This window comes from Fusibacter ferrireducens (genome assembly GCF_015352425.1).
GTDB classification, from domain to species: domain Bacteria; phylum Bacillota; class Clostridia; order Peptostreptococcales; family Acidaminobacteraceae; genus Fusibacter_A; species Fusibacter_A ferrireducens.
The window spans coordinates 417,881-442,682 of record NZ_JADKNH010000003.1 but is presented as its reverse complement, the minus strand read 5'-3'; the positions used below and the strand labels follow the sequence as shown (position 1 = coordinate 442,682).

Below are 24,802 nucleotides of genomic sequence, written 5' to 3'. Positions count from 1 at the left end.
TCATCGCCTTATCAAGTTTCTGTACGTAGGCTCAAGAACTTTGCTACACCACTTCCTTCATCCATACCATTACTGATACCAACTTGTGGTTCGCTACGCTTGGCGGTAAATACCCGCGACTCGACTTACACCAGCTAGATTAGTGCCATGCTTGGCACACCGCAAAAACGATATACGCGTCGTATATCGTTTGCCTAAGAACATATAAATTGTCAACAATCTTTTTTTACATTTGTTCCGGTGCCTCTAAGCACACGAGATTAAGTGCACTTTCGATGACAATTTTAACCGCTTTAACAATTGCGAGTCTCGCCAGTTTAACAGCTTCATCATCTACTAATATCGAATTATCATGATAGAATCTGTTGAAGTTTTGAGCGAGTTCAACGACAAATCTTGCCACCGTATGCGGCTCATAATTTCGATGTGCAATCACAACAATTTCATTGTACTTGCTCAATAAACGCACTACTTCTTTAGATGCTTCATCATCTAATTTAGAAAAATCAATTTCAGAGAGCATCAGATTTTCAGTATTGCCCGCTTTTCTTAAAACACTACAAGCCCTTGCATGAGTATATTGAACATACGGTCCTGTTTCACCATCAAAAGAAAGTGTTTTTTCCAGAGAGAACGAGTAGTCTTTGTTTCTGCTCGTATACAATTCTTGGAATACAACCGCACCAACACCCACCTGTTTTGCAACTTCTTCCTTGTTCATAAGATCAGGATTTTTTTCATTGATAATTGATCTGGTCTGTTCAATCGCCTTTTGAAGCACATCTTCAAGGAATACAACTTGTCCTTTTCGCGTAGATAAAGAACCATCTTCAAGAGATACCATACCAAATTCCACATGGATACAATCTTTACTCCAATCATATCCCATAAGATCTATAATTTTAAACCATTGCTGGAAATGAAGCTTTTGCGCCCCACCAACAACATAAATGTTTTTATCAAAGTTGTAATGATCTTTTCTGTATTTTGCCGCTGCCAAATCTCTTGTAAGATAAAGCGAAGAACCATCCTTTTTAGTGATCAATGCAGGTGGCAATCCATAGGGTTCAAGATCTACTATCTCAGCACCTTCTGATTTTTGAACAATATTTTTAGTTCTGAGTTCAGATAAGATTGCAGGCATTTTGTCAGAGTAAAAACTTTCACCTGCATATGAATCAAATGTCACACCTAAAAGGCCATATACTCTATCAAAAACCTTTAATGACATTTCTTTAAACATGGTCCATAATTCAACGGCTTCAGCATCCCCATTTTCGAGTTTAGTAAACCATGCACGTGCTTCATCATCCAGTTCAGGTTTCTCTTCAGCTTCATTGTGGAACCTAACATAAATTTTCAACAGTTCGTTAATCGGATCTGCTTCTATCACAGCCTTATCGCCCCACAGTTTATAGGCTACAATGAGCTTCCCAAATTGTGTGCCATAATCGCCCAAGTGATTGATTGCAACTGTGTCATATCCCAAAAATTTATAAATTCTATTGAGGGACTCACCGATCATGGTACTTCTAATATGTCCCATATGGAAAGGTTTGGCAATATTAACAGAGGAATACTCTACAATTACTTTTTTATGCTGTCCTATGTCAGATTTGCCATAATCCGCACCCAATGTCAACACTTCTGTTAAAATTGTCTTGACAAAGTGCTCTTGATTGAGTTTAAAATTCAAGAAACCTGCCACAGAAGAAACACTTTCAAAGAGTTCATTAGATTCTACTTGCACTTTTAGTTCATCTGCAATTTTCACAGGTGCTTTTCGATAAGCTTTTGCTAAAGTAAAACATGGAAAAGCAAAATCACCCATCTCTTTGTTCTTAGGGTGTTCCACTAAACCTAATATTTCTTCGTAACTTAACACATCAATATGCCCACTTAACAACTTCGCTATCGATATTTTATAATCCATAACTACCTCCAGAATTATTTTATTTACAAAATTAAAAAACGCCTCTTACATAAATGTAAGAGACGAAAAATCCGCGGTGCCACTCTAATTAGAACAAATAAACGTTCTCACTTGATGTCGGTAACGGGACAACCGTTCAGCTTACTCATTTCAGCCAAAATCTCATGGGTGCGCTTCGGCTATAATCCTCTACCAATCTTCCATCATCATTGGCTCGCTAAAAGATTTTTATAACTTACTCTCCCAGTCATCGAACTCTTTGTTCATTCAACTAATTTACGTGCTATTTTAACATATCTATCTCTACTTTGCAATGTTATTGAAGATTTTTTATTGTTTACAATTATAAGGTTTCATTTTAACATTTCAATGCTTATAATATAGTTATAACTATAATCACAGTGATTTTTTTAGGAGTAAATAAATGGCTAATTTGAACTACTATATTCGAAAGATTAAAACGGCAACACTTACTGAAATTCTAATTGGGATCAACATCATCATGTTTTTATTGACCACGCTTATTGACATAGCTGGTGGTGAAGCATGGTTGATCCTCGGTGCTAAAATTAACATCTTAATTGCCATGGGACAAGTATGGCGTCTTTTAACGGCCACATTCCTACATGCTGGCATTATGCATCTTATCTTTAATATGATGGCCCTCTATATACTCGGGCGAGACATCGAACGATTTTATGGTCCTAAAAAGTACCTCTTTATATATTTCATGTCCGGCCTTGTGGGCTCAGCATTCAGTTTCTTGCTCGTTCCCAATACAAGTGTCGGTGCCTCAGGTGCCATATTTGGGTTATTCGGAGCAAACCTCTATCTGTACTTTGTGAATCCTCATGCTTACAAGCGCATCTTTGGTACAGATTTTCTCATTCTGATCGGCATCAATTTAGTTATCAGTTTTGTAAGACCCAATATAGATGTTGTTGGACATATTGCTGGACTGATCACTGGCTTCATCGCCGCTTTTGGCGTGGGGATTTACCACGAAAACGCTTTTACACCAAAGCGCATCCTCATTCAAGCTTTTACAATTGCATTGTTTATTCTCCCCACTGTGGCCGGTTTTACAATAATGCGATCAACACCAGACTTTTATTTAAATTCAGCAAGCTACTACTATTATCAAGATAAACCTGAAAAAGCAAAAGAAGTCATTGAACAAGGCCTTGAAAAATTCCCCAACGCACTTCAACTCAAACAAATTCTAGTTGAGCTCAACAAATAGCGGTTAATGAATAGATGCCACCATTGAGCACTCCTCTTTCATAAACTCATCTGAGTATGTAGACTGATTTTAAGGTTTTTTCTTAAAACATCCTTTAAAATCAGTCTATAATCTCAAGTTACAACGTCTCTATCGTTATCGATTTCGATTGCAATGAATGGACCAATTTTTCTGCAATCATCCCTCCCTGCAATTGATCACCATGTATGCATATCGTGTCCCCTGCCAGTGTGATGTATTCCCCCGATACCGTGCGCATCAGCCCTGTATCCAGCCACTTGACCATGCGTTCTATCATTACGTCAACATCGTGAATAACCGCATTCTCGGACGTTCTGGGTACTAATCTGCCCTCAGGTGTATATTGTCGATCTAAAAATACTTCTGACACAAATTTAATCTTGGATTGGTGACAAGCTTCTTCTATGCAACTACTTGGCAATCCATAAACGTATAATTCAGGATCAAATGCTTGAACAATACTTATAAAATGTCTCGACAATTCCAAGTCTGATGCCAAATCGTTATACAATGCACCATGTGGTTTTACATGATGAAAATTTAAACCTTTAAAGTCACACAGTGCTTTAAAGGCACCCAATTGATATAAAATAAGCGACTCAAAATCAGATGTTGACATTTTTATACTGCGTCTTCCAAAATTGTGAAGATCCATGTATCCTGGATGTGCACCCACTGCAACCTTGTTCCTCTGGCACAATTCTAATGTTTTTCCAAGCACCATAGGGTCACCCGCATGCATGCCCACTGCAATATTAGCTGAAGAAAGCCAAGGCACAATCAACTCGTCTTGACCAACAATAAAATGACCATATCCTTCGCCAATATCTGCATTGATATCTATTTTAGTATTCATCATACACCTCTTTCCCAAATCAAAAGATCTCTTTGCTCATTGTAGATGAGCAAGGTATCATATACCGACATTATTTTCTCACAAGTTTTCCCAACGCCTAGGATTTTCTTCATACTGAATGTACCATCATAGATTTGATAACTGCCACATGAAGGACTTCCGTCTTTTAAAATAGCGGCTCTGATATTGAGCAGTTCAAGTATTTTTAACGTTTCCTCTGCGCCTTTTTCAAATGCCAAAGTGACATCTTCACCTTGCTTGGTAATCACTTTATAGTCTACGATCTCCGCAGGATCTCTCGGCGTAGGCAACCCACCCAACTGCTCCGGACAAAATGGAATCAGCCTGATCTGTTTCGAAAGCGCTATCACGCTATCTGAATTATTATGTCCCCCTGAATATTTAGCATTTAAACCCAATAGACAGCTGCTCACCGCAACACCATTTTCTAGTCTGTATTCCGGATATACAGAGGCGATTTCATTTACTTCAATTTGAAAGCTTATAAATTGATGATGCACCTCAACGATTTTAAATCCATTTTTTTGGAGCATTGCTTGCGACTTTTTATTGGATGGCTTCGTTTGTGCCTTTACAATTTTAATTTTCGGCTGAAAAAAGCACCACAGCAAAATGCCTTTAATTAATTCTGTGCCATACCCTTTATTCTGGTAGGCTTTTTCAATAGAATAACTGATTTCAATTTCACCATCATCAGGCATGCCATTAAGACTAAAATCACCAATGATGATCCCAGATGAGCTTTCCTTTATGAGCCATCCAAGGTATTGATCGTCACACCCCAGCGAAAGCATGGATATATAGCTATTGACAATCTTGGTGAATTTAGGTTCAATAAAACTTTTGGGCAGATCAATGAAATGATCATCAAAATAGCGCATATCTTTTCTTGCAAGTGCCTCATAAAATTCAGAAGACATTGGCAATAACGTCAAACGCGGTGTTGATATCATAAAAACCTCTCCTTATTTCAATTCAATTACAGTGGCACCATTTCCACCTTCATTATACGCAGCATCTTCAAATTTTTTCACATGCGGATGTCTTTTAAAGTGCGCATGCAGCCCCTTTCTTAAAACACCCGTTCCCTTGCCATGAATAATTCTAACACGCTCCAAATTTGCAATAGCCGCGTCATCCAAATACTTGTCAATAATCATCACAGCATCGTCTATGTTATGCCCTCGTACATCAATCTCTGTTTTAATATTTGCGCTCACCGCATTAAAAGCTCTAACTTTCTTAACAACTTTGTCATCTTGTTTCTTTTTACTGATTAATGCCAATCCCTTTAAATTGACATTCATTTTCATCAATCCGACTTGGACAGTAAGATCTCCTTTATCATTTGGAAGCGAAATAACCGTCGCCTCTTGATTTATGGAGAGCACAATGACACTATCCCCAAGAAGTAATGATTCTGGTGCGAACTCATTTGTCGCCTCAACATCAATTACAGAATCGGTAACTGAGCTAATAGAATCTGCAAGCCTTTTTCTCATGGCCTCAATTTCTTTATTTTTGCCTTGATCGGCGTTCTTTTTAATCTCACGAAGCGATTTTACGATTTCATCCGCTTCTTCTTTTGCACGCCTTAAAACTTCCTTAGCTTCATCTTTAGATGTTTTAAGTAATTTATCGCGTTGAGTCGTGATCTTTTCTTCTTTTTCCTTTAATGATTTCTTTAGTTTTTCTACTTCAAGTCTCATCCGAATTGCAGCATCACGCTCTTCCTCTACTTGCTTGCGAGTCTTTTCAATATTGGCAATAATTTCTTCAAACTCAATATTGTCTTTGTGCACGTATTCTTTTGCATAGTCAATAAGCTCTTGACTCAATCCAAGTTTTTTGGAAATTTCAAAAGCATTTGATTTGCCAGGGATGCCAATTAAAAGTTTATAAGTTGGACTCAAAGTCTCCACATCAAATTCAACACTTGCATTTTCAATGCCATCGTTTACAATTGCGTACTCTTTTAGCTCAGAATAATGTGTTGTTGCCAATGTTCTCACATGCCAGTTTCTCAACTTATCTAGGATGGCCATTGCAAGTGCTGCCCCTTCTGTGGGATCTGTGCCTGCACCCAGTTCATCAAAGAGACAGAGTGAGTTTGGTGTAACCTCATTGAGAATTTGAACAATATTCGTCATATGTGACGAGAATGTACTCAAACTCTGTTCAATACTTTGCTCATCCCCTATATCAGCAAAAATTTGTTCAAAAACACTGATTTCAGTGCCATAACTTGCAGGAATATGAAGCCCTGCTTGTGCCATTAAAGTAAGCAATCCCACTGTTTTTAAAGTGACCGTCTTGCCACCTGTATTAGGCCCGGTTATCAACAAGGTATTAAAACTTTCTCCTAGCCAAATATTAGACGGTACGACAACGTCTTTATGGATCAATGGATGTCTGCCATTTTTAATTCTAAATCTATTTTGCACATTGAGTTCAGGCTCTATGCCACGCATTGCCAGAGACAGTTTCCCTTTGGCAAATATAAAATCAATTTGAGATAACGCCTGAGTATTAGTAATAATGGCATCACCTATTTCTGCAACCTCACCAGTGAGCATCCTAAGTATGCGTTCAATCTCCTTTTGTTCCTCTACTTTAAGCATTCTCATCTCGTTGTTGAGCTCCACAACTGCCATAGGCTCAATGTAGAAAGTACTTCCCTTTGCAGACTGATCATGTACCATGCCTTTAATTTGATTTTTATGCTCACTCTTTACTGGAATTACAAAACGATCCTGTCGAATGGTTATAATCGGATCTTGTAAGTACTTTTGAGCACTTGGAGAGGCGATAATGGATTCAAGCTTATTTCTGATGGCGGCATTTTTGCTTTCAATGCCCTTTCTAATGCGCCTTAATTCTGGTGATGCATGATCTGATATTTCTTGATCACTGATAATACAAAGTTCAATATGTTTTTCAACTTCTTGATGAGCAGAAATCAATATGGCTATAGCGTTTAACAGCGGATATTTTTCATGTGCACTCTCAGAACCCGATATAAATTTTTTTATGGCTCTAGATGTTCTTAAGGAGTCACAAATTTCTAACAATTGCTTTGGAGAAAGACATCCACCAATTTGAGCGATTTTGATAGAATCCTTTAAATCAAACAACGGCCCCATTGGTATATTGCCAAATTGGATGAGCATCCCTGTAGCTTCAGTGGTTTCCCCCAAACCTTGTCTGATCATTTCAATGTCTATTTGAGGTTTTAAATCCCGGCATAGTGACTTCCCCAATCCCGAGGACGCGCAATCTGATAGCATTTCAATTATTTTTGGGTATTCAAGTACTCTTAACGTCTTTTCTAACATGTCTATTCACATCCTTTATTGAATTCATTAATTGCAGCATTTAAACTTTTTGTTAATCCAGCAGATGCCAATAATTCAATATTTTTCATTTTCTATTCTCCACAAAAAAAGCACCCTAGCACAATGTAAGGTACTTAAATGACCATGTCGTTTAATCTTCAAAATCAATTACTCTTAATTGACCTTCTCTATGAGCAAATTCCTTCTCAAGTTCAGCAACTTCATCTTTGGAGCGATTTAAGTCTTCTTCTTTATCCCTTAACTGATGATCTAATTTATCCATTCTCTTTTTTAATTGAGATATTCCAGTTTCATAAATACTTGAAGAATCGATTAATTTTAAAAATTCCTGAACCATCTGTTCATATGCCTTGCTTCTTCTATCGAATTCAGCTACTACTGCATTGAGCTCATCCCTAGCACTTTTAAGCTCATACTGTGGCGAATTAATACGTTTTTCAAGTTCAATTTTCTCACTGTTCACTTTATAAAACTCGTCTGCAATATTTAGAGCTGTCAATACGCCAATCATGGATGTACTCAGCTTTCTGTTACTCTCAAATGTCTCGCGCATTTTGTCGTCAACATAGTTAGCAACACTCTGCATATGCTCTCTAGAATCTTCGCTTACTATTGTATATTCTCTATCCATAATTTTGACAATTACTTTATTCTTTTTTCCCATCAAATACACCTCCAAGCAAGTTACCTACTTATTTATTATACTAAAATTTGCTAATTTTTCATACAAACTTTTACTTAATCATATGAAAACATTCTCTACCCGCAAGTTTTACAAATATTTCGGGTTCTAATACAAAGCAATTAATCATTGCCTCTAAAGAAATTTGCTTGATGCTCGTAAATATATAGCGCACTTGGGGCGCAATCATTATGGTATTGATTTTTAAAAAAATACTTTCCAAAGCCTCTTTTGTTATTTCAGTAGCCGGCGCATACAAGAACAAATAGTCTAGAGTTTCATATTTTTGAATCACTTGAGGATCGTAAAGCACTGCGCCGTAGTCAACATGTACCTTAAAGCCCTCTTCTTCTGCAGCATTTGAAACACTTGTCAAAAACCTCTGGCTGGAAAGACCGCCTGTGCACAACATCAATATGACTTTCACCATAATATCACCCTATCATTTCTGAATAATTTGGATACCTCTATCGGTAATCTCTATCTTTTTTTCCTTAAGCAGCTTGCCAACCGCGCGCTTAAAGGCACGCTTACTTAAATTTAATTCCGCTTTAATACGTTCTGGATCACTTGCATCATTGAGGAGTAATATCCCATTGTGCTCAGTTAAAGCTTGCATTACAATTTCAGCATCATCAAATATTTGAACACTGGATTTTTGTTTAATACTCAAATTCATTTTACCATCTTCACGTATTTTTGTAATTCTTGCTTCAATTGTGGCCCCTACTTTTATTTCGTTATATAATTCATGTTTTGGTATAAAACCGTGATACTTATTTTCAATTGCTACGAAAGCACCCATTTCTGACTTTATTTCATATACCATGCCCTTGACCTGTTGATTCACAGCATATTGAGCATGATCCAACAAATGATTATATATTTTCATGGTTGAAGAAATGTGTCCATTCTCATCCAGTAACAACATAACTAAGTATTTTCTACCTTCAATTAAATCGCCTTTTGACTCTCCATACGGCAAGAAGACATCCTTATCTATGCCATTGTTCAAAAAAAATCCCGATTTGATTTTACCAACACATTTTAAAAAACCGATCTCTTCAACCTGTAATATCGGTTTTTGATTGGTTGCAGTTAATCTCTGTTCCGAATCATGATAAATGAAAACCATCATTTCATCATTAACGGCAACATCTTCGGGTTTAAATTTATTGGGCAACAAAATTTCAGAGGTTCCATTTATTTCATCACTCATATAAGCGCCATACTCTGATAGTCTATTGACATAGGCTTTTTGAACCTTCCCCACATTAAACATCTTTACCTCTTTCATAATAACATTTTATATTTTAATACCCAAATAATTCTGAGTAAATCTTCACATCACTTTCTAAACATTATAGCATATTACAAGGATTTTATATAGAGGCTTGAAATGGATGAAAAACCTACGTAAAAAAAAACTTCAATCCATCAAATGAAAACACTGTCTCCATTATTTCAGGGCTGAAATTCCTTTTTGAATTTCGGTCAAAACCACTACATTACAACATTTGTGTCATCTCCGATGCCTCAAACCGATTTTCGCTGACACTGCTTGAGGTTGAACATGCCTCAGCGCAGCTTTCGGCTCAAATCTTGCATACAACAACATTTGTGTCATCTCCGATGCCTCAAAGCGATTTTCGCTGACACTGCTTGAGGTTGAACATGCCTCAGCGCAGCTTTCGGCTCAAATCTTGCATACAACAACATTTGTGTCATCTCCGATGCCTCAAACCGATTTTCGCTGACGCTGCTTGAGGGTGAACATGCCTCAGCGCAGCTTTCGGCTCAAATCTTGTTGTTTTAAATAAAAAAAAACCTCGGATCAACCGAGGTCTTAAGTAACTATCTGATTGGTGTAACGTTTTCAGCTTGAGGTCCTTTAGGGCCTTGAGCGATTTCAAAGCTTACTGCTTCGCCTTCTTCTAAAGATTTGAAGCCTTCTTTGTTAATTTGTGAAAAATGTACGAATACATCTTTTCCATCTTCAGCAGTAATAAAACCAAATCCTTTTTCTGAGTTAAACCATTTTACAGTTCCGTTAATCATGTTTTGTTCCTCCAAAATTTTTTTCCTTAAAACCTAATGCAAAAAAAACATACAAAATTTTGGAAGCCCAAGACAGACATCTTTACTGCATCCGATCTTTTTGATTAATTTTTTTTACTGGCGAGTCAAGGTACAACTTAATAATACACTGATTTCTAAAAAAAAGCAAGCATTTTAATTATACATGCATAGCTAAATTATGCATACATAGAATCTATTTGCTTTTGCAGTGTATCATCTTCAAGGAATTCATCAAAATCAATTTCTTTATCAAAAGTGCCTGTTGGCGTTAATTCTATAACTCGATTGGCAATTGTTTCTATAAATTTATGGTCATGTGATGTAAATAAAAGTGTTCCCTTAAAAGCAATTAAACCATTATTTACAGCCTCAATGGATTCGAGATCCAGATGGTTTGTAGGTTCATCTAGAAGAATAACATTCGCTTTTGAGAGCATCAATTTGGAGAACATACATCTTACTTTTTCACCACCTGATAATACACTGGATTTCTTAAGAGGTTCATCTCCTGAGAACAACATTTTACCTAAAAATCCTCTGATGAAAGTCTCCGTTTTTTCCTCTGAGTATTGTCTTAACCAGTCGATAAGATTGATTTCAACCCCTTCAAAATATTCTGAGTTATCTTTTGGAAGATAAGACTGTGAAGTTGTAACCCCCCACTTAAACGATCCAGAGTCTGGTTCCATTTCACCCATAAGAATCTTAAAAAGCACCGTTCTTGCCATATCATTTCTACTTAAAATAACAATCTTATCGCCTTTGTTTACTATAAATGAAACGTTGTCAAGAACCTTTACGCCATCAATTGTTTTAGTGAGACCTTCCACTTGTAAAATGTCTTTACCAGCTTCTCTTTCCGGCGTAAATCCAACAAAAGGATACTTTCTTGACGAAGGCTGTATATCTTCAATATTGATCTTTTCAAGCATTTTTTTCCTTGAAGTTGCCTGCTTTGCTTTTGAAGCATTTGAACTAAACCTTGCAATAAAGTCTTGAAGTTCTTTTACTTTTTCTTCTTTTTTCTTATTTTGCTCACGTACAAGTCTAAGCATCAATTGACTTGATTCATACCAAAAATCATAGTTACCAACATAAAGTTTTACTTTACTAAAGTCTATGTCGACCATATGCGTACATACTTTGTTCAGAAAATGCCTATCATGCGATACCACTATAGTAATTTTATCATAATTAATTAAAAATTCTTCCAACCAATTGATGGCTTTAAAGTCAAGATGATTTGTCGGCTCATCCATAAGTAAAATGTCTGGCGCCCCGAATAGAGATTGTGCCAAAAGCACTTTTACCTTATCATCTGCTGGAATATCTGCCATCATCTTACTAAAGTTTTCTGATCGGACTCCTAATCCATTTAAAAGTTTTTCTGCATTCGACTCAGCATCCCAGCCATCTAGTTCTGCAAACTCACCTTCAAGCTCTGCTGCTTTCATGCCATCTGCTTCCGTAAACTCCGCTTTCATATAGAGTTCATCTTTTTCTTTCATGATCTCATAAAGCCTTTTATGCCCCATGATAACAGTATCCATCACACTAAAATCATCGAATTGATAATGGTCCTGTTTTAATACAGCAAGTCTTTCACCTGGCGTAATAAAAACATCGCCCTCATTGGGTTCGATCTCACCTGAGAGAATTCTAAGAAAAGTGGATTTTCCTGCGCCGTTTGCTCCGATCACGCCATAGCAGTTCCCCGGTGTAAATTTTATGTTTACTTCATCAAATAATTTTTTATCACTAAATCTTAAACCAACATTCGTTACTTGTATCAAAGTTTTGCCACCTTTCAAAATTCTTAATATGCCGCACCTTTATCCAAATATAGATTATATCATTTTTTCAGTGAAGTACAATCCCCTTTTATTGTATTTAATCAAATAAAGACTGTATTTTAACAAAATTAATGGACATGTACCTCTTCATTTACTATTTTCGCAATAGAACCCGAGGCGTCATGTCCATTTATATCTTATTTTACTTTTTCAATCACTTCAAGTAAGAGCTTTTCTGCATCTTCATTCGAAACTTGACAAGTACCAGCATTCATATGGCCTCCGCCTCCATAGGATAGCATCACATCGCCTATATTCGTATGATTTGTTCTATTAAAGATTGATTTTCCAACAGTGAAAACTGTATTTTGCTTTTTAAGCCCCCAAATGACTTGAATTGAGATGTTACAATCTGGATAAAGTGCATACTTATAAAATCGGTTTCCCGGATATATGATCTCTTCATCTCTAAGATCCACAACCATTACATTATCATAAATCTTTGTGTGCGTTTGGATTTGTGCTTTAAATTCAGCTTGGTACTTATTATACAAGTCAACGCGTTCCTTCACATCTGGCAACTCAAGAATCTCTTCAATCGAGTGCGTTTTACAATAATCGATCAGATCCATCATGAGCTGATAATTGGATACTGTGAAATCTCTGAATCGACCAAGACCTGTCCTTGCATCCATCATAAAACTCAAAAGTTCCCATCCCTTTGGATGGAGAATGTCTTCTTTAGTAAATTGAGCGGAATCAGCCTTATCTACAGCCAAAATCATCTCATATGGAATGTTCTTAAAAAAATCTCTTCCGCCATAATATTCATATACCACTCTCGCTGCCGACGGTGCATCTTTATCTATAATGTGATTTTCTTTTTTCCCCTTATTACGTAAGGTTTCACTGAGATGATGATCAAAAGCAAGGTGCACACCCTCTACATAAGGCAAGTTCGTCGTAATATCTTTATCAGTAACTTCAATCAGGCCATCTTGCATATCCTTTGGATGTACAAATTTAATATCCTCGATTAATGACATCTCTTTTAATAAGACTGCGCACACAAGACCATCAAAATCACTTCTTGTTATCAATCTGTATTTTTCACTCATAAGCCCTCCATAATTTAAGTAATTTGTTTTCAGTACCTTAATCCTATCGATAACTATATTATACGACTAAAAGACTATAATAAACAGGAAACCCTATAAATTTCTATGATTTTTTTCCTAAAACGCCGTTTCTAACAAATTAGATGTGATAATGTCACGAAATATAATTATCATTTTAAAAATTTAATGACTCTATTCATATTACTTTAGAGTGTTCATACAAAATTAATTGAAAGACATATTCAAATAATTCAGAATATGATAAACTGTTTAGAGGTTATAAGATATATGAAGATATTAGCAATTTCTGACATTGAAAGTAAGTATATATATGATTATTTTAATCCCAAGAATTTTACGGATATAGAACTGGTTCTTGCTGCAGGCGATTTAAATGCAAATTATTTGTCCTTTGTGGCAACTGTTTTTACGTGTCCAGTGCTCTATGTTCATGGTAATCATGATAAGTATCTTATTGAAAAACCACCGGAAGGTTGTATCTGTATAGATGATCGTCTTTATAATTATAAAGGTCTGCGAATTGCAGGTATTGGCGGTTGTATGAAATATACAGGAGGCCCTTTTCAATACTCTGAGAGAGAAATGGCTTGGCGTCTTTATAAGCATCGCTTTAAGTTTAGAAAAGGATTTGATCTCTTGCTGACGCATTCACCTGCATATGGCTTAGGTGATGGCGGCGATCAAGCGCATATTGGATTTAAATGTTTTTTAAAATTGCTCGACAAGCATCACCCTAAGGTAATGGTTCATGGACACCAGCATTTAAACTATGGCAAAGGGCAACGATATCATCAGTACAAAGACGTCAAAATTATAAATGCTTATGGTTATACGGTTTTTGAAATATAATATTTTTTACGTTTACATTTAAAGGACCCCTCACTGATAAAATCAGTTTTGAGAGGCCCTTTTTTAGTCTATACACACTTAAATTATTTTTCTATTTCAAGAAAGTTCCGCACTCCAGCTATCGTTCTAATAAATAATAGATTGTTGGAATCACAGTCAATGTCAGAATAGTAGAAATCAGCAAACCACCTACTAAAGCAATCGCCATTGGTGTGAAAAAGGAGCTGTTCGCAAAAACAAGGGGCATCAAACCAAAAATAGTGGTTACGGAACTTAACAGGATTGGTCTCATCCGCTTTTCTACAGAATCAAAACAAGCCTCTTTCACAGTCATGCCTTCTCCTCTTGCACGATTGATATATTCAATCAGTAATATGGCATTATTGACGACTATTCCGATTAAACTTGCACCTCCAAGTCCAACTGTGAAAGTAAAGTTCGTTCTAGTCAAAACTAAACTAAACAGGATACCTATTGTTGACAGTGGGATTGTCGCCAAAATAATAAAAGGTTGTTTAAGCGAATTGAATTGAATCAGCAAGATTATATAAACGATCACTAATGCAAAGCCCGCGGCCACTGCAAGACCTGAAAGATACTTAGAAATCGTTTCCTTATCTCCACCATAACTGATCTTAACAGATGACGTGTCCACTTCGTTTTCAATAAAATTTTGTATATCATTTTGTATTGCGCCAGAGCCGAATCCTGCTTTAACTTTAGCAGTAACACTTACAAGTGATTCCCTATCATGTCGATTAATTGATGTAAGCTCTTCCTTGATCTTTACCTTTGCAAATTGTTTCACCAAAATCTTTGAATTTGTATAACTTGACTTGACGAGTAAGTTTTCGATATCGTCAATTTGGTCTATATTAGACTTTAATACCAAGTCATATTCTTTACCTTCCGATTTTAGAACACTTGCCTTAGATCCATTCAGTGCTAAATTGATTTGATACTGAATATCAAATTTAGAAAGGCCAAAGCTGCTTGCTTTTTCATCATCAACTTCGACAATGTACTGATACTTATAATTAGGTTGATTGTTTTTTACATTCATAGTGCCAGGATATTTTGCCAATTCATTGTAGATTTGATCGGCAACTGCATTGATATCGTCTAGATAGACGCCTGAAATCTTGATGTCTATTGTTGGCCCAGGAATATTAATTTCAAGCAGATTCACAGTACAATCTCCCCCCACGAAGATCCGATCCATTTTTTCCTGCAGATATTGCCCCAGTTCTTCTCTGCTCCTAAAGCGCCCTCCTTTGGATGAATCAAACTCACAAAACAACTGTCCTTTGTCACTAGAGGGCGGCACTAGGCCAGCAGTAATATAAAATCTTGGAATACCGCCGCCAATAGAACTTGTTATATTGAGAATTTCTGGTTCATCCAAGAGTATGGTTTCAGCTTGTTTAATCAATTTTTCCGTATACTCTGAATCTCCAGGTATTTCAGATTGAATATTGAAATAGATTACATTTTTATCTACAAAAGGAAACATTTTCACATCTATAATTTTAAATAGCCCTAAAGACATCAAGAGAATTGAAAAAACAACCAAAATGGATCTAACGGGATATTCAATGTTTGTTCTTACAAGTTTCCTATATAAATTTGTAATTCCAGACAAATGGTCTTTCGAAGTCAACTTTGGCTTGAAAAACTTACTTGCAAGTGCAGGCGTTACTGTCATTGCCACAATAAATGATGCAGAAAGTGCAATGATAACCACCTCAGGTAGTGATTTTGCAAATTCACCGGCCTCTCCCGGTAATGCCATCAACGGCGCGAAAGCCGCAATTGTGGTAATGGTTGATGAAAGCACTGGAATAGACTGTTCTTTAGTGCCTAGATATGAAGCTGTCACAGGATCTACACCTTCGTTGATTTTAACTTGTATCGCATCACTAATGACAATCGAATTGTCCACTAAAATACCAAGTGCTATAATCAACGCAGCTATTGAGACTTGTTGAACGTCTATCCCCAAAAGACTCATACTGATAAAAGTGGTTGCTATACATAAAGGTATTGTCATAGATACAATAACTGCATTGCGTGCACCCATTCCAAATAGAACAATAATCACAACCAAAATAATACCTTGAATTAAATTGTTGATGAAGTTATTGACTGAAACATCTACATCCTTTGGTAAAAAAAGGACTTCATTAATATTTAATTGCTCTGGAAGCTTTTTATTTTCCTGATCAATAACTTTTCTAACTTCATCACCAATCAAAATAATATTTTGATCTTTTTGAAAATAAACTGTAATCAAAACCGCTTCTTCTTGATTATATCTGTATCTGACACTGTTTTCGTTGTATTGAAAGTAAACGCGAGCTACATCTCCCAATCGGACAATGCTACCATCTTTTTCAGATATATAGATAATCATTTCTTTCAAATCACTTAAAGACTCAAAAGATTTAGGCACTTTGACATTGATCTTTCCCTGTTCTGTCTGAATTGCCCCAGAGGGTATAATCACATTTTGCGCCCGGATCAAATCAAAAACATCACTATTTGAAAGTGCTATGCCCCCAAGTTTATCATTATCGATTTCAATGATGATCTCCTTGTCGAGTTCACCATCTATATCCACTTCTTTAATACCATCCACTTTAATGAGTGATTCTTTATAAAGTTTTGCAAAACTTGCAAGTTGATCATAGTTGTAATCTTTACCCGTCAAAGCTAATATGATGCCAGCAGTCTTTGTGAGCTCTGTATTTATAGTGGGGTCATTTATACCGTCTGGCAAATCGTTTTTAAGATGATCTAATTCCGTGCTCAATTTAGACCACTGCTCTTTATAATCCACATTGTAAGTCAACATGACAACCACAATTGAGACATTGTCATAAGAATAAGATTCAATGTAATCAATGCCATCTAATTTGGCAATAGCATCTTCCACAGGTTTTGTTACAAGTTCTTCCACATCTTTTGCAGATGCACCTGGAAAAGTATAGATGACTTGTGCTGCGGGTCCTGTTGTATCTGGATTCTCCTGTTTAGGAACAAAATAGTAGGCATAAAAGCCAAACATCAAAATGAAAAAGGACAAGAGAATCGTCACTTTTCTCTCTTTAATTGCAATCTGAATCATTTTACTCATTTGCTTCACCTTCTAAAATGACCTTGTAACCTTCAATGAGCGCATTTTTGCCTTCCACAATGACTTGATCTCCTGATTCAAGGCCTGTAACTCTCACTTTGTCCTTGTATACTTCATGTGTCTCTATCTCTTTTCTAAAGGCACGCCCTGCCTTAACGACATAGACATAATCTGAACCATCATTCATAATTTCATTGATATTGAGCCAAAGACCTTCTTGGCTTTCGTCTTCAATTTCCACATGACAATCCTGCCCCAAAATAAAAGAATGATTTGTATCGATTGTCACCTCGACATTATAGGTCCTTGTGGATTGGTTTGGGACAAGATCAATATGCGATATCTGACCTTCAAAAGTTTCTTCTTGAATTTTTACTTGCGCCTTATCGCCAACTGCAATTTTTTTTACATCCTCTAGTGTTACACTGACCTTAGCAATTTGACTTAAGCTACGCACAGTCACCGTCGGATAGCCTTGTGGTACTAACTCACCCACTTTATAATGAATTTCAGCCACATAGCCTTCAATTTCAGAAATTAAACCCGTGTCTTCAACCGTCTTCGTCTTATAGTCAAAATCGATTTCCGCCTGTTCTCTTTTCTTTTGAGCTTGTTCAAGATCTTTTAGCCTGATGTCCTTTTGAAGCTCTGCTTCATTCAATTGATTTAATGAGACACCATTCGCATTGTAAAGCGATAGTATGTCCTCATAGGTTTTTTTATAGAAATCGTATGTTTTTTGAGCTTTTTCGGCATCCAGCGTTGCCATCTTTAGCTGTTCTCGAGAAGCATCCAACCCAAGATTGACTTCGTAAGAATCCAACGTCGCCAACAAGTCTCCTTTACTGACTGCATCGCCAACTTCTACATCAATATTTTCAAGTTTTCCACCTGATTTAAAAGCATAATTTTTAATTTCTTTTGGTTCTAAATGACCATAGTATCTTAGTATTATAGGATATTGGACCGTTTCTATTGTTCTTGCTTTTACAATTTTTTCTTTCTCCTCAATGGTGGTATCTTGACTTTTACAGCCCGTTATAATTCCCAAAATAAATAATCCCATTAAAATACTATAGACTAATTTTAATCTTCTTTTTCTGATTTTCATCGCTTAAATATCTCCTCATTTAATGATCATTCTCTCATAAAGTAAAATTGGATGTACGCCTCTAATCGATCGCTTAACTCTTTGTCATCATCAATATCTTCTGCAATTCTAATGAGACCTTCGATAAAAGCATAGGTTAAATACATCGATATATTACATGTGGAAAGTTTTCTTTTTAACGCTAAATGCACCCACTCAACAAAGCTGTATTTCATATCAAATGTTTGGTTGCCGCGCTCATCTTTTAAAAGAATTAAAAGCCTAATTCGATCTTCAGAAAACAGGCTGACAATTTCATCCACAATCATCCTTATATAGTTATGTTCTTTATCGTCTTTTAAATTTTGAACATCGGAGGGATCAATTTCTCGACTCATTGAAATATTCATCTTTGTGATACGCTCAATGGTGCTGTTTACCAATATATAAATTTTACTGATAACTTCTTTATACAGCTCATCTTTACTTTCAAAGTATCTGTATAGATTGCCCACTGTAATGTCAGCACCACTGGCAATATTGCGCATATTAGCGCCTTCATAACCAGCCCGATGAAATTCAATTTTTGCCGATTGAATGATCTGATCTCTCACTTCTTGTTTTTGAACTTGTGCCATTGCTTTCTCCTCTAATAATAAACATTGGTTTACTTTTAATATTATACGTAATTTCGCAATCTTTTTCAATCGTAAACAGATGTTTATTTATAAAAAAACCTCTACAACAACTGTAAAGGTTCTTTTGTAAATATCGCATCTAAAATATTCTATGCTACAATATGATTTGAACATTATCCACATACCAATTCATTTCTAAAATATCTTCTGGTGTTAAAATCTTATTATTTTGTACTCTCAAAATTTTATTTTGATCATAAATAGGACCTGTAAAGGGATGAAACTGGTCAGCCACAATCATTTTTTTCATAATCTCAACGAGTTTTGCCGTATCGCTGGGAACATGTACCTTAGAATAATAAATATCAATGACGCCAGACGTAATGCCCCACCAGAAGTTAATTAATCGACTCTCCTCAAAATACTGCGAGGTCACCCTTTGGTAGGTACCATTTAAAACACTGTTGATAATCTTTTCATAGAAAGTGCCCCAGTTCCAAATTGGTGAAGCAAGGTAGTGTTCCGGTTGCTTTGTTTCAGAATTGATATTACAAAGCATAGAATAAACACCATAATCCCAAGTGACACCTCGAGGAACAATCAAGTTCTTATTGCTGACAATATCGGCACCGCGCTCTATAAGTTTTTCACTGAGATCTGTACTCACTTTCGGATTATTCCATTCGCCTGTCCAAACGACTAACAATTTGGCATTTGGATTAACCATCTTTATGCCCATTGCAAAGGCGTTAATGCAAGAGATAACTTCTGGATTGGGTTCAGTGGCTGTATATCCAATAATATTAGCTTTTGTCATTGCACCTGCAATGATACCTGTTAAGAATCGTGGTTCATACGTACGTCCAAAATAATTTGTCATATGAACATAGGGCCGGTTTCCTGAACAATTAAAAAACTTTATTTCAGGATGTTCAAGTGCACATCTCAGAGTTGCCCTCCGATAGATTTCACTTGTTGTAAAAACAATATCATACCCTTTTGCTGCAAAGGCATCAATCACGCCAAATGCAGACTTGTCTTCTGGCACATTATCTATGAAATCCGTTTCGATTTGATCACTGAAATGTGATTCAATGTATTGTCTGCCCAATTCGTGCGAGTATGTCCATCCAGATTTCTCAATATCTCTTGCATAGACAAAGCCCACTCTAATTTTTTTGGGACTAATCAGATTTGTAATTGTATTCAATAAGGTACTCTTGCCAATATCCTCTGTGTTCGTGAATATATCAATTTCTTCATCTTCACCATAATTCTGAAGTTCCCGAATGAGAAGCGGCATTACCTTTTCAGCAGAAGCCTCATCTAAAACTTTGGGAATCTCGTAAAGTTTTGCATAGAGTAAAAAGGCATCTGAAGTGGTTATGTTGAGCTGGTCACCTCCAAATTGCTTATAAAGCCTCCTGAAGGGCTCATAGACATAACTCAAAAAATGCTGATACTTATCCTCATAAATAGAATCCCCTGGCTCATAAGCATTTAGATATCTGAGCATCCTCTTATATCGCGTTGCTTTAGAGAGCCAAATTTCTACTAAACCCGTTTCCTTAAAAAATTCAAGAAAAGCATAGTATAGCTTAATATCATCATCTTGTTCATCATATCTTGGGATCATTCGATAAATATGAGCCGCAACTTTCACACCATCAAAATATCTGAGAACACTTACACGCTTGTTGCCTTCCATGACATAATAGTAATTTAAATACTCATAAACCTTAATTGGATCCCTGATCCCCTCTTCTAAATGCGACTGACACAGATTGGTCCACTTGCTTCCAAATTCAGTGTTTACAGGCTCAAGGGGCATAAAACCTTTAGAAAAAGTCATCCGTCTCGAGTTAAAATAAGTGCCCACTACTTTTTTTAATGGAATTTCTCTCGTGCCCAAATCAACAGTTGCCACTATTTCAACATCCTTCAAAATACCATCTAGGCTGGTTAAATGACCTGAAACGCCTCTTGCCTTTAACCGATTGTATTCTTTTTTTCCCCTATTCCTTGCATCTATATAATATTCTGAAATATTACCTTCATAAATCACTATTTCACCTTCTTCATGCTGTTTAAAGCCTCTTCTAAAATGATTATTCTATCTTTCCGTCTGCTTTCTCTATCATTATACCCATTAAATACATTTTATTCTATAAAAAGAATGAAAGCCGTCTTTTTCAGTCTACAGATCTTAGAATTTTGCCTTCTGAGAAATATAGAAAAGTGCCTATTCTGTATGTAAAAAGGTCATTTTGCTCATAATGAATTAAGAGTCCCGAGTAGAACTGATTCATAAAACTGCTCTACGCTGGACTCTTTTAAATTCTACTGAATACTTTTAAATTTTAAAAAAAGTTCTAGATTCGTTATCTCAATTGTGCTTCTAATTTATTTTCAAGCGCTTTCAAAATAGTTGCAAAAATAGCATTGACATCTTCATCTACTAAAGTTCTATCCTCTGCTCTGAAAATAAGTTCATAAGCCACTGATTTGTAACCTGCTGGAATTTGTTTACCCTTGTACATATCAAACATTTTTACGGATTCCAATAAGTTGCCACCATTTGAAACGACAATTTTCTCGATTTGCAATGATGTGATTTCATCTTTTACTAAAATAGCTATATCTCTTTCAATTGCAGGATACTTAGGAATAGCTACAAACTTGTGATCCGCATTGGCCATTTGAATAATCATGTTGAAATCCAAATCTGCAAGGTAACCCCGCACTTGCAAATCATAGTTTTCTTGAACATGAGGATGCAGTTCACCTATAGTACCTATAACATGAGTTCCCCAAATGATATTGGCACATCGTCCTGTATGGAAAGTTGGATGATTTTCTTCTTTTTCAAAATAATAATCACAAATGCCCAGGCCATCAAGAATATTTTCACACGCACCCTTTAAAGTGAAGAAATCTTCTGACTCACCGTACATGCCAATCGTCAGCATTTTCTTTTCAATTGGCAAATTTACCACTGGAACTTCTTTAGGTAAAAATACACTCCCAATTTCGAATATTCTTGCTTGATTGACTTTTCGATTACTGTTACGCGCTAGAACATCTAATACGTTTGGAATCAAAGATGTTCTCATAACGCTATATTCTTCACCAAGAGGATTAATTAATTCCACTTGCTTTCTTAAAATACTATTTTCAGATAAGTTGATCTTATCTAGATCTTTTTTGGATACAAAGGAGTATGTTAGAATTTCATCAATACCACTTGATAATAGTTCAAGTTTTGCTTGTTCTTCAATCAATTGCGCATTGGTTCTCGCTCCCCAAGTATCTGTTTTAGGCAAAGTCATACCAATTTTGTCATAACCATATATTCTGGCAACTTCTTCGACTAAATCGATTTCCTTAGTGAGATCTAACCGATAATAAGGCACCTCAGCAAACTGTTGCCCTTCCTTTTTTAGAGTCTTGATACCTAAAAGATCCAAATACTTAATGATTTCTTCCAACGTCAACGTCTCACCAATTACTTTTGAAATTTTCTCAACTCTGTATGGAATTAATATTGGCTCTACAGGTGTGGGATATACATCAATTGCGCCTCCAACTACGGTTCCAGCACCTAAAGTCTCAATGAGTTCACAGACTCTATTCACCACAATCATAGGCAATCCTGTGCTGACACCTTTTTCATAACGTGAAGAAGCCTCCGTTCTAAGTCCTAAATCCTTAGACGTTTTACGAATACTCGATTTATCAAAGCTTGCAACCTCTATCAGAATGTTTTGAGTTGCTTTTGAAATCTCAGTATTTTCACCACCCATGACACCTGCAATGCCTATTGTACGTTCAGCATCTGCAATCACAAGCATTTCGCTCGTGAGTTCACGTTCCTTATCATCAAGTGTTGTGAATTTTTCACCATTTTCAGCACGCTTTACAATAATCTTGTGATCTTTTACAGTATCAAGATCAAAAGCATGTATAGGCTGCCCATATTCAAGCATTACATAATTGGTAATATCGACGATATTGTTAATTGGTCGCATACCTGCATTCATCAACCTCATTTGCAGCCATATAGGTGATTTTTCAATTTTAATTTCTTTAACAACTTTTGCAACATAGCGAGGGCATAAGTCAGGCGCTTCAATACTCACACTGGCATACTCATTCACATCATCCACTTGAGTATCAATTTTACCTGATGGCAACGTTAAGGCTCTCTCAAAACTAGCTGCTGTCTCTCTGGCCATACCAATCATACTGAGACAATCAGAACGATTGGGTGTAATTTCAAATTCTATAACGGTATCTTTGAGATCAAGCGCCTCTAAAATGTCCATTCCAAGCGGGTATGGCTTATCTAAAATAAAAATACCATCATCGAATTCTTTCGGTATACTTGCTTTGTCAAAGCCCATTTCTTCAAGCGAGCACAACATGCCATTTGAAACTTCACCACGAAGTTTACCCTTTTTGATCTTGATGCCGCCAGCAATTGTAGCCCCATGTACTGCAACAGGGATAAAATCATTTTCGCTGATGTTTGTCGCCCCAGTGACAATTTGAAGCACATCGTCGCCCACATCAACCATACAAATGCAGAGTTTATCTGCATTGGGATGTTGTACAATTTTAGTAATCTTACCAACAATTATATTTTCAAGGCCTTCACCAACAACATGACTGCCTTCATTGTTCGAACCTGTTAGAACGAGTTTTTCAACAAGTTCTTTTTCGGCAATATCATCTATATTAACGTATTCTTTTAACCATTTTACAGGTACTCTCATAATGCCCTCCTCAAGTCATCTTAAAATTGTTTAATAAATCTCACATCGTTTTCAAAAAGTGTTCTTATATCATCAATTTCATATTTCATCATTGTAATTCGATCTAACCCCATACCAAATGCAAAACCATTATAGACTTCGGGATCAATACCACACTCTTTTAAAACATTTGGATGAATCATGCCACAACCTAAAATCTCAATCCATCCACTGCCACCACAAAATCTACAGCCTTCACCACCACATTTAAAGCAAGAAACATCCACTTCACCACTTGGCTCTGTAAAAGGAAAATAATGTGGTCTAAATTTGGTTTTGGTTTGACTGCCAAAAAGCCTTTTGGCGAACATATCCAATGTGCCCTTTAAATCTGCCATTGTAATGTCTTTATCTACCACAAGACCTTCTAATTGGTGAAACATTGGCGAATGTGTTGCATCTATCTCATCATTTCTAAAACATCTACCGGGTGCAATCACTTTAATTGGAGGTGCAGAATTCTTCATTGTCCTGACTTGAATTGGAGAAGTTTGAGTTCTAAGAAGCATATCTTCCGTAATGTAAAATGTATCGGATAAACTTCTTGACGGGTGATCAATAGGCGCATTTAAAGCATCAAAATTATGATAGACAGACTCAACTTCAGGTCCCTCTGCAATCTTGAATCCCATTCCCAAAAAGATTTCTTTAATTTCATCAAGTGCCGTATTAATAGGATGCTTATGACCTCTTAAAGTCTTTTTGGAAGGCATTGTCACATCAATCGACTCAGCTTTAAGTTTTGCCTCTATTTCAAGTTTCTTTTTATCTTCTTTAACGGCCTCTAGCAACTCTTCTATGGATGCCCTAACTTCATTGGCAACTTTACCAATTAACGGTCTTTCTTCAGCAGAAAGATTTTTCATATCTTTAAGAATGGTTGTCACTTCACCCTTTTTTCCTAAAAATTTTATTCTAATATCTTCTAGAGCTTTAAGATTTGGGGCTTGTTTAATTTCTGTTTTTGCGTGTTCTAATAATTGCTCAAGTAAACTTTTCACTTTTCTACCTCCTATTATTTTGCGTATTTCCACTTGCTATTTCAGCAAAATGACAATAAAAAAAAACCTCTCCCAATCATGGGACGAAGGTTTTCCGCGGTACCACCCAAATTAATTACACAAGTAATTCACTTATGGCTTTAACGCAGCA

The 24,802-nt window shown here is 36.3% G+C and carries 18 protein-coding genes and 2 other annotated features (1 of these 20 only partly in view); of the genes, 2 read left to right on the top strand and 16 right to left on the bottom strand.

Annotation, left to right across the window (positions count from 1 at the left end; translation table 11 throughout):
* Positions 1 to 226: 226 nt before the first annotated feature.
* Positions 227 to 1,933: an arginine--tRNA ligase gene (gene argS / locus ISU02_RS06970; protein ID WP_194701086.1), complete on the bottom strand. Its 1,707-nt coding sequence runs from the start codon at positions 1,931 to 1,933 to the stop codon at positions 227 to 229.
* Positions 1,934 to 1,988: 55 nt separating this feature from the next.
* Positions 1,989 to 2,193: a binding site (T-box leader), on the bottom strand.
* A gap of 164 nt (positions 2,194 to 2,357) precedes the next feature.
* On the opposite strand from argS, the gene ISU02_RS06965 reads away from it, so the two are divergent.
* Entirely contained in the window at positions 2,358 to 3,176 is an 819-nt protein-coding gene (locus tag ISU02_RS06965; RefSeq protein ID WP_194701085.1) for a rhomboid family intramembrane serine protease, read from the top strand.
* A gap of 118 nt (positions 3,177 to 3,294) precedes the next feature.
* Here the strand turns inward: ISU02_RS06965 and ISU02_RS06960 are convergent, their stop codons facing one another.
* From ISU02_RS06960 to ISU02_RS06920, 9 genes are all read right to left on the bottom strand, one after another.
* On the bottom strand, positions 3,295 to 4,053 hold the full coding sequence (locus ISU02_RS06960) for a 5-oxoprolinase subunit PxpA (protein WP_194701084.1): 759 nt from the start codon (positions 4,051 to 4,053) through the stop codon (positions 3,295 to 3,297).
* Complete coding sequence (locus ISU02_RS06955; protein WP_194701083.1) at positions 4,053 to 5,027, bottom strand: GNAT family N-acetyltransferase; 975 nt, start codon at positions 5,025 to 5,027, stop codon at positions 4,053 to 4,055. The genes ISU02_RS06960 and ISU02_RS06955 overlap by 1 nt, the downstream gene beginning before the upstream one ends.
* A 12-nt stretch (positions 5,028 to 5,039) precedes the next feature.
* The gene (locus ISU02_RS06950; RefSeq protein ID WP_194701082.1) at positions 5,040 to 7,409 is read right to left on the bottom strand and encodes an endonuclease MutS2; all 2,370 of its coding nucleotides are present in this window, start codon (positions 7,407 to 7,409) and stop codon (positions 5,040 to 5,042) included.
* A 151-nt stretch (positions 7,410 to 7,560) separates the two neighbouring features.
* On the bottom strand, positions 7,561 to 8,094 hold the full coding sequence (locus tag ISU02_RS06945; protein WP_194701081.1) for a cell division protein ZapA: 534 nt from the start codon (positions 8,092 to 8,094) through the stop codon (positions 7,561 to 7,563).
* A gap of 70 nt (positions 8,095 to 8,164) precedes the next feature.
* Positions 8,165 to 8,542 carry a PTS sugar transporter subunit IIB gene (locus ISU02_RS06940; RefSeq protein ID WP_194701080.1) on the bottom strand — a complete coding sequence of 126 codons (378 nt, stop codon included), beginning with the start codon at positions 8,540 to 8,542 and terminating at the stop codon, positions 8,165 to 8,167.
* A 12-nt stretch (positions 8,543 to 8,554) separates the two neighbouring features.
* Positions 8,555 to 9,394 carry a CvfB family protein gene (locus ISU02_RS06935; RefSeq protein WP_207736212.1) on the bottom strand — a complete coding sequence of 280 codons (840 nt, stop codon included), beginning with the start codon at positions 9,392 to 9,394 and terminating at the stop codon, positions 8,555 to 8,557.
* A gap of 572 nt (positions 9,395 to 9,966) precedes the next feature.
* Complete coding sequence (locus ISU02_RS06930; protein ID WP_323985023.1) at positions 9,967 to 10,167, bottom strand: cold shock domain-containing protein; 201 nt, start codon at positions 10,165 to 10,167, stop codon at positions 9,967 to 9,969.
* A gap of 200 nt (positions 10,168 to 10,367) precedes the next feature.
* Complete coding sequence (locus tag ISU02_RS06925; protein ID WP_194701077.1) at positions 10,368 to 11,984, bottom strand: ABC-F family ATP-binding cassette domain-containing protein; 1,617 nt, start codon at positions 11,982 to 11,984, stop codon at positions 10,368 to 10,370.
* Positions 11,985 to 12,181: 197 nt separating this feature from the next.
* On the bottom strand, positions 12,182 to 13,102 hold the full coding sequence (locus ISU02_RS06920) for an exopolyphosphatase (RefSeq protein ID WP_194701076.1): 921 nt from the start codon (positions 13,100 to 13,102) through the stop codon (positions 12,182 to 12,184).
* A 288-nt stretch (positions 13,103 to 13,390) separates the two neighbouring features.
* Here ISU02_RS06920 and ISU02_RS06915 point away from each other — a divergent pair, with 288 nt between their 5' ends.
* Complete coding sequence (locus ISU02_RS06915; protein WP_194701075.1) at positions 13,391 to 13,972, top strand: metallophosphoesterase family protein; 582 nt, start codon at positions 13,391 to 13,393, stop codon at positions 13,970 to 13,972.
* A gap of 118 nt (positions 13,973 to 14,090) precedes the next feature.
* Here the strand turns inward: ISU02_RS06915 and ISU02_RS06910 are convergent, their stop codons facing one another.
* The 6 genes from ISU02_RS06910 to pheS form a co-directional block, all read right to left on the bottom strand.
* Positions 14,091 to 17,108: an efflux RND transporter permease subunit gene (locus ISU02_RS06910; RefSeq protein WP_194701074.1), complete on the bottom strand. Its 3,018-nt coding sequence runs from the start codon at positions 17,106 to 17,108 to the stop codon at positions 14,091 to 14,093.
* Entirely contained in the window at positions 17,101 to 18,219 is a 1,119-nt protein-coding gene (locus ISU02_RS06905) for an efflux RND transporter periplasmic adaptor subunit (RefSeq protein ID WP_194701073.1), read from the bottom strand. Before ISU02_RS06905 ends, ISU02_RS06910 begins: the two co-directional genes overlap by 8 nt.
* A 26-nt stretch (positions 18,220 to 18,245) precedes the next feature.
* A complete protein-coding gene (locus ISU02_RS06900; RefSeq protein WP_194701072.1) occupies positions 18,246 to 18,836 on the bottom strand; it encodes a TetR/AcrR family transcriptional regulator in 591 nt (196 codons plus the stop codon).
* 154 nt (positions 18,837 to 18,990) lie between these two features.
* The gene (locus ISU02_RS24275; protein WP_323985019.1) at positions 18,991 to 20,901 is read right to left on the bottom strand and encodes a BMP family ABC transporter substrate-binding protein; all 1,911 of its coding nucleotides are present in this window, start codon (positions 20,899 to 20,901) and stop codon (positions 18,991 to 18,993) included.
* 316 nt (positions 20,902 to 21,217) lie between these two features.
* Complete coding sequence (gene pheT, locus ISU02_RS06890) at positions 21,218 to 23,611, bottom strand: phenylalanine--tRNA ligase subunit beta (RefSeq protein ID WP_194701071.1); 2,394 nt, start codon at positions 23,609 to 23,611, stop codon at positions 21,218 to 21,220.
* A 20-nt stretch (positions 23,612 to 23,631) separates the two neighbouring features.
* Positions 23,632 to 24,651 carry a phenylalanine--tRNA ligase subunit alpha gene (gene pheS / locus ISU02_RS06885; protein WP_194701070.1) on the bottom strand — a complete coding sequence of 340 codons (1,020 nt, stop codon included), beginning with the start codon at positions 24,649 to 24,651 and terminating at the stop codon, positions 23,632 to 23,634.
* Positions 24,652 to 24,727: 76 nt separating this feature from the next.
* Positions 24,728 to 24,802 (bottom strand) — a binding site (T-box leader) (it continues 130 nt past the right edge of the window).

Excerpts from the sequence above, each read along its gene's own strand:
- argS (WP_194701086.1), bottom strand. The coding sequence starts at position 1,933 with ATGGATTATAAAATATCGATAGCGAAGTTGTTAAGTGGGCATATTGAT.
- ISU02_RS06965 (WP_194701085.1), top strand. The coding sequence starts at position 2,358 with ATGGCTAATTTGAACTACTATATTCGAAAGATTAAAACGGCAACACTT.
- ISU02_RS06960 (WP_194701084.1), bottom strand. The coding sequence starts at position 4,053 with ATGAATACTAAAATAGATATCAATGCAGATATTGGCGAAGGATATGGT.
- ISU02_RS06955 (WP_194701083.1), bottom strand. The coding sequence starts at position 5,027 with ATGATATCAACACCGCGTTTGACGTTATTGCCAATGTCTTCTGAATTT.
- ISU02_RS06950 (WP_194701082.1), bottom strand. The coding sequence starts at position 7,409 with ATGTTAGAAAAGACGTTAAGAGTACTTGAATACCCAAAAATAATTGAA.
- ISU02_RS06945 (WP_194701081.1), bottom strand. The coding sequence starts at position 8,094 with ATGGGAAAAAAGAATAAAGTAATTGTCAAAATTATGGATAGAGAATAT.
- ISU02_RS06940 (WP_194701080.1), bottom strand. The coding sequence starts at position 8,542 with ATGGTGAAAGTCATATTGATGTTGTGCACAGGCGGTCTTTCCAGCCAG.
- ISU02_RS06935 (WP_207736212.1), bottom strand. The coding sequence starts at position 9,394 with ATGTTTAATGTGGGGAAGGTTCAAAAAGCCTATGTCAATAGACTATCA.
- ISU02_RS06920 (WP_194701076.1), bottom strand. The coding sequence starts at position 13,102 with ATGAGTGAAAAATACAGATTGATAACAAGAAGTGATTTTGATGGTCTT.
- ISU02_RS06915 (WP_194701075.1), top strand. The coding sequence starts at position 13,391 with ATGAAGATATTAGCAATTTCTGACATTGAAAGTAAGTATATATATGAT.
- ISU02_RS06910 (WP_194701074.1), bottom strand. The coding sequence starts at position 17,108 with ATGAGTAAAATGATTCAGATTGCAATTAAAGAGAGAAAAGTGACGATT.
- ISU02_RS06905 (WP_194701073.1), bottom strand. The coding sequence starts at position 18,219 with ATGAAAATCAGAAAAAGAAGATTAAAATTAGTCTATAGTATTTTAATG.
- ISU02_RS06900 (WP_194701072.1), bottom strand. The coding sequence starts at position 18,836 with ATGGCACAAGTTCAAAAACAAGAAGTGAGAGATCAGATCATTCAATCG.
- pheT (WP_194701071.1), bottom strand. The coding sequence starts at position 23,611 with ATGAGAGTACCTGTAAAATGGTTAAAAGAATACGTTAATATAGATGAT.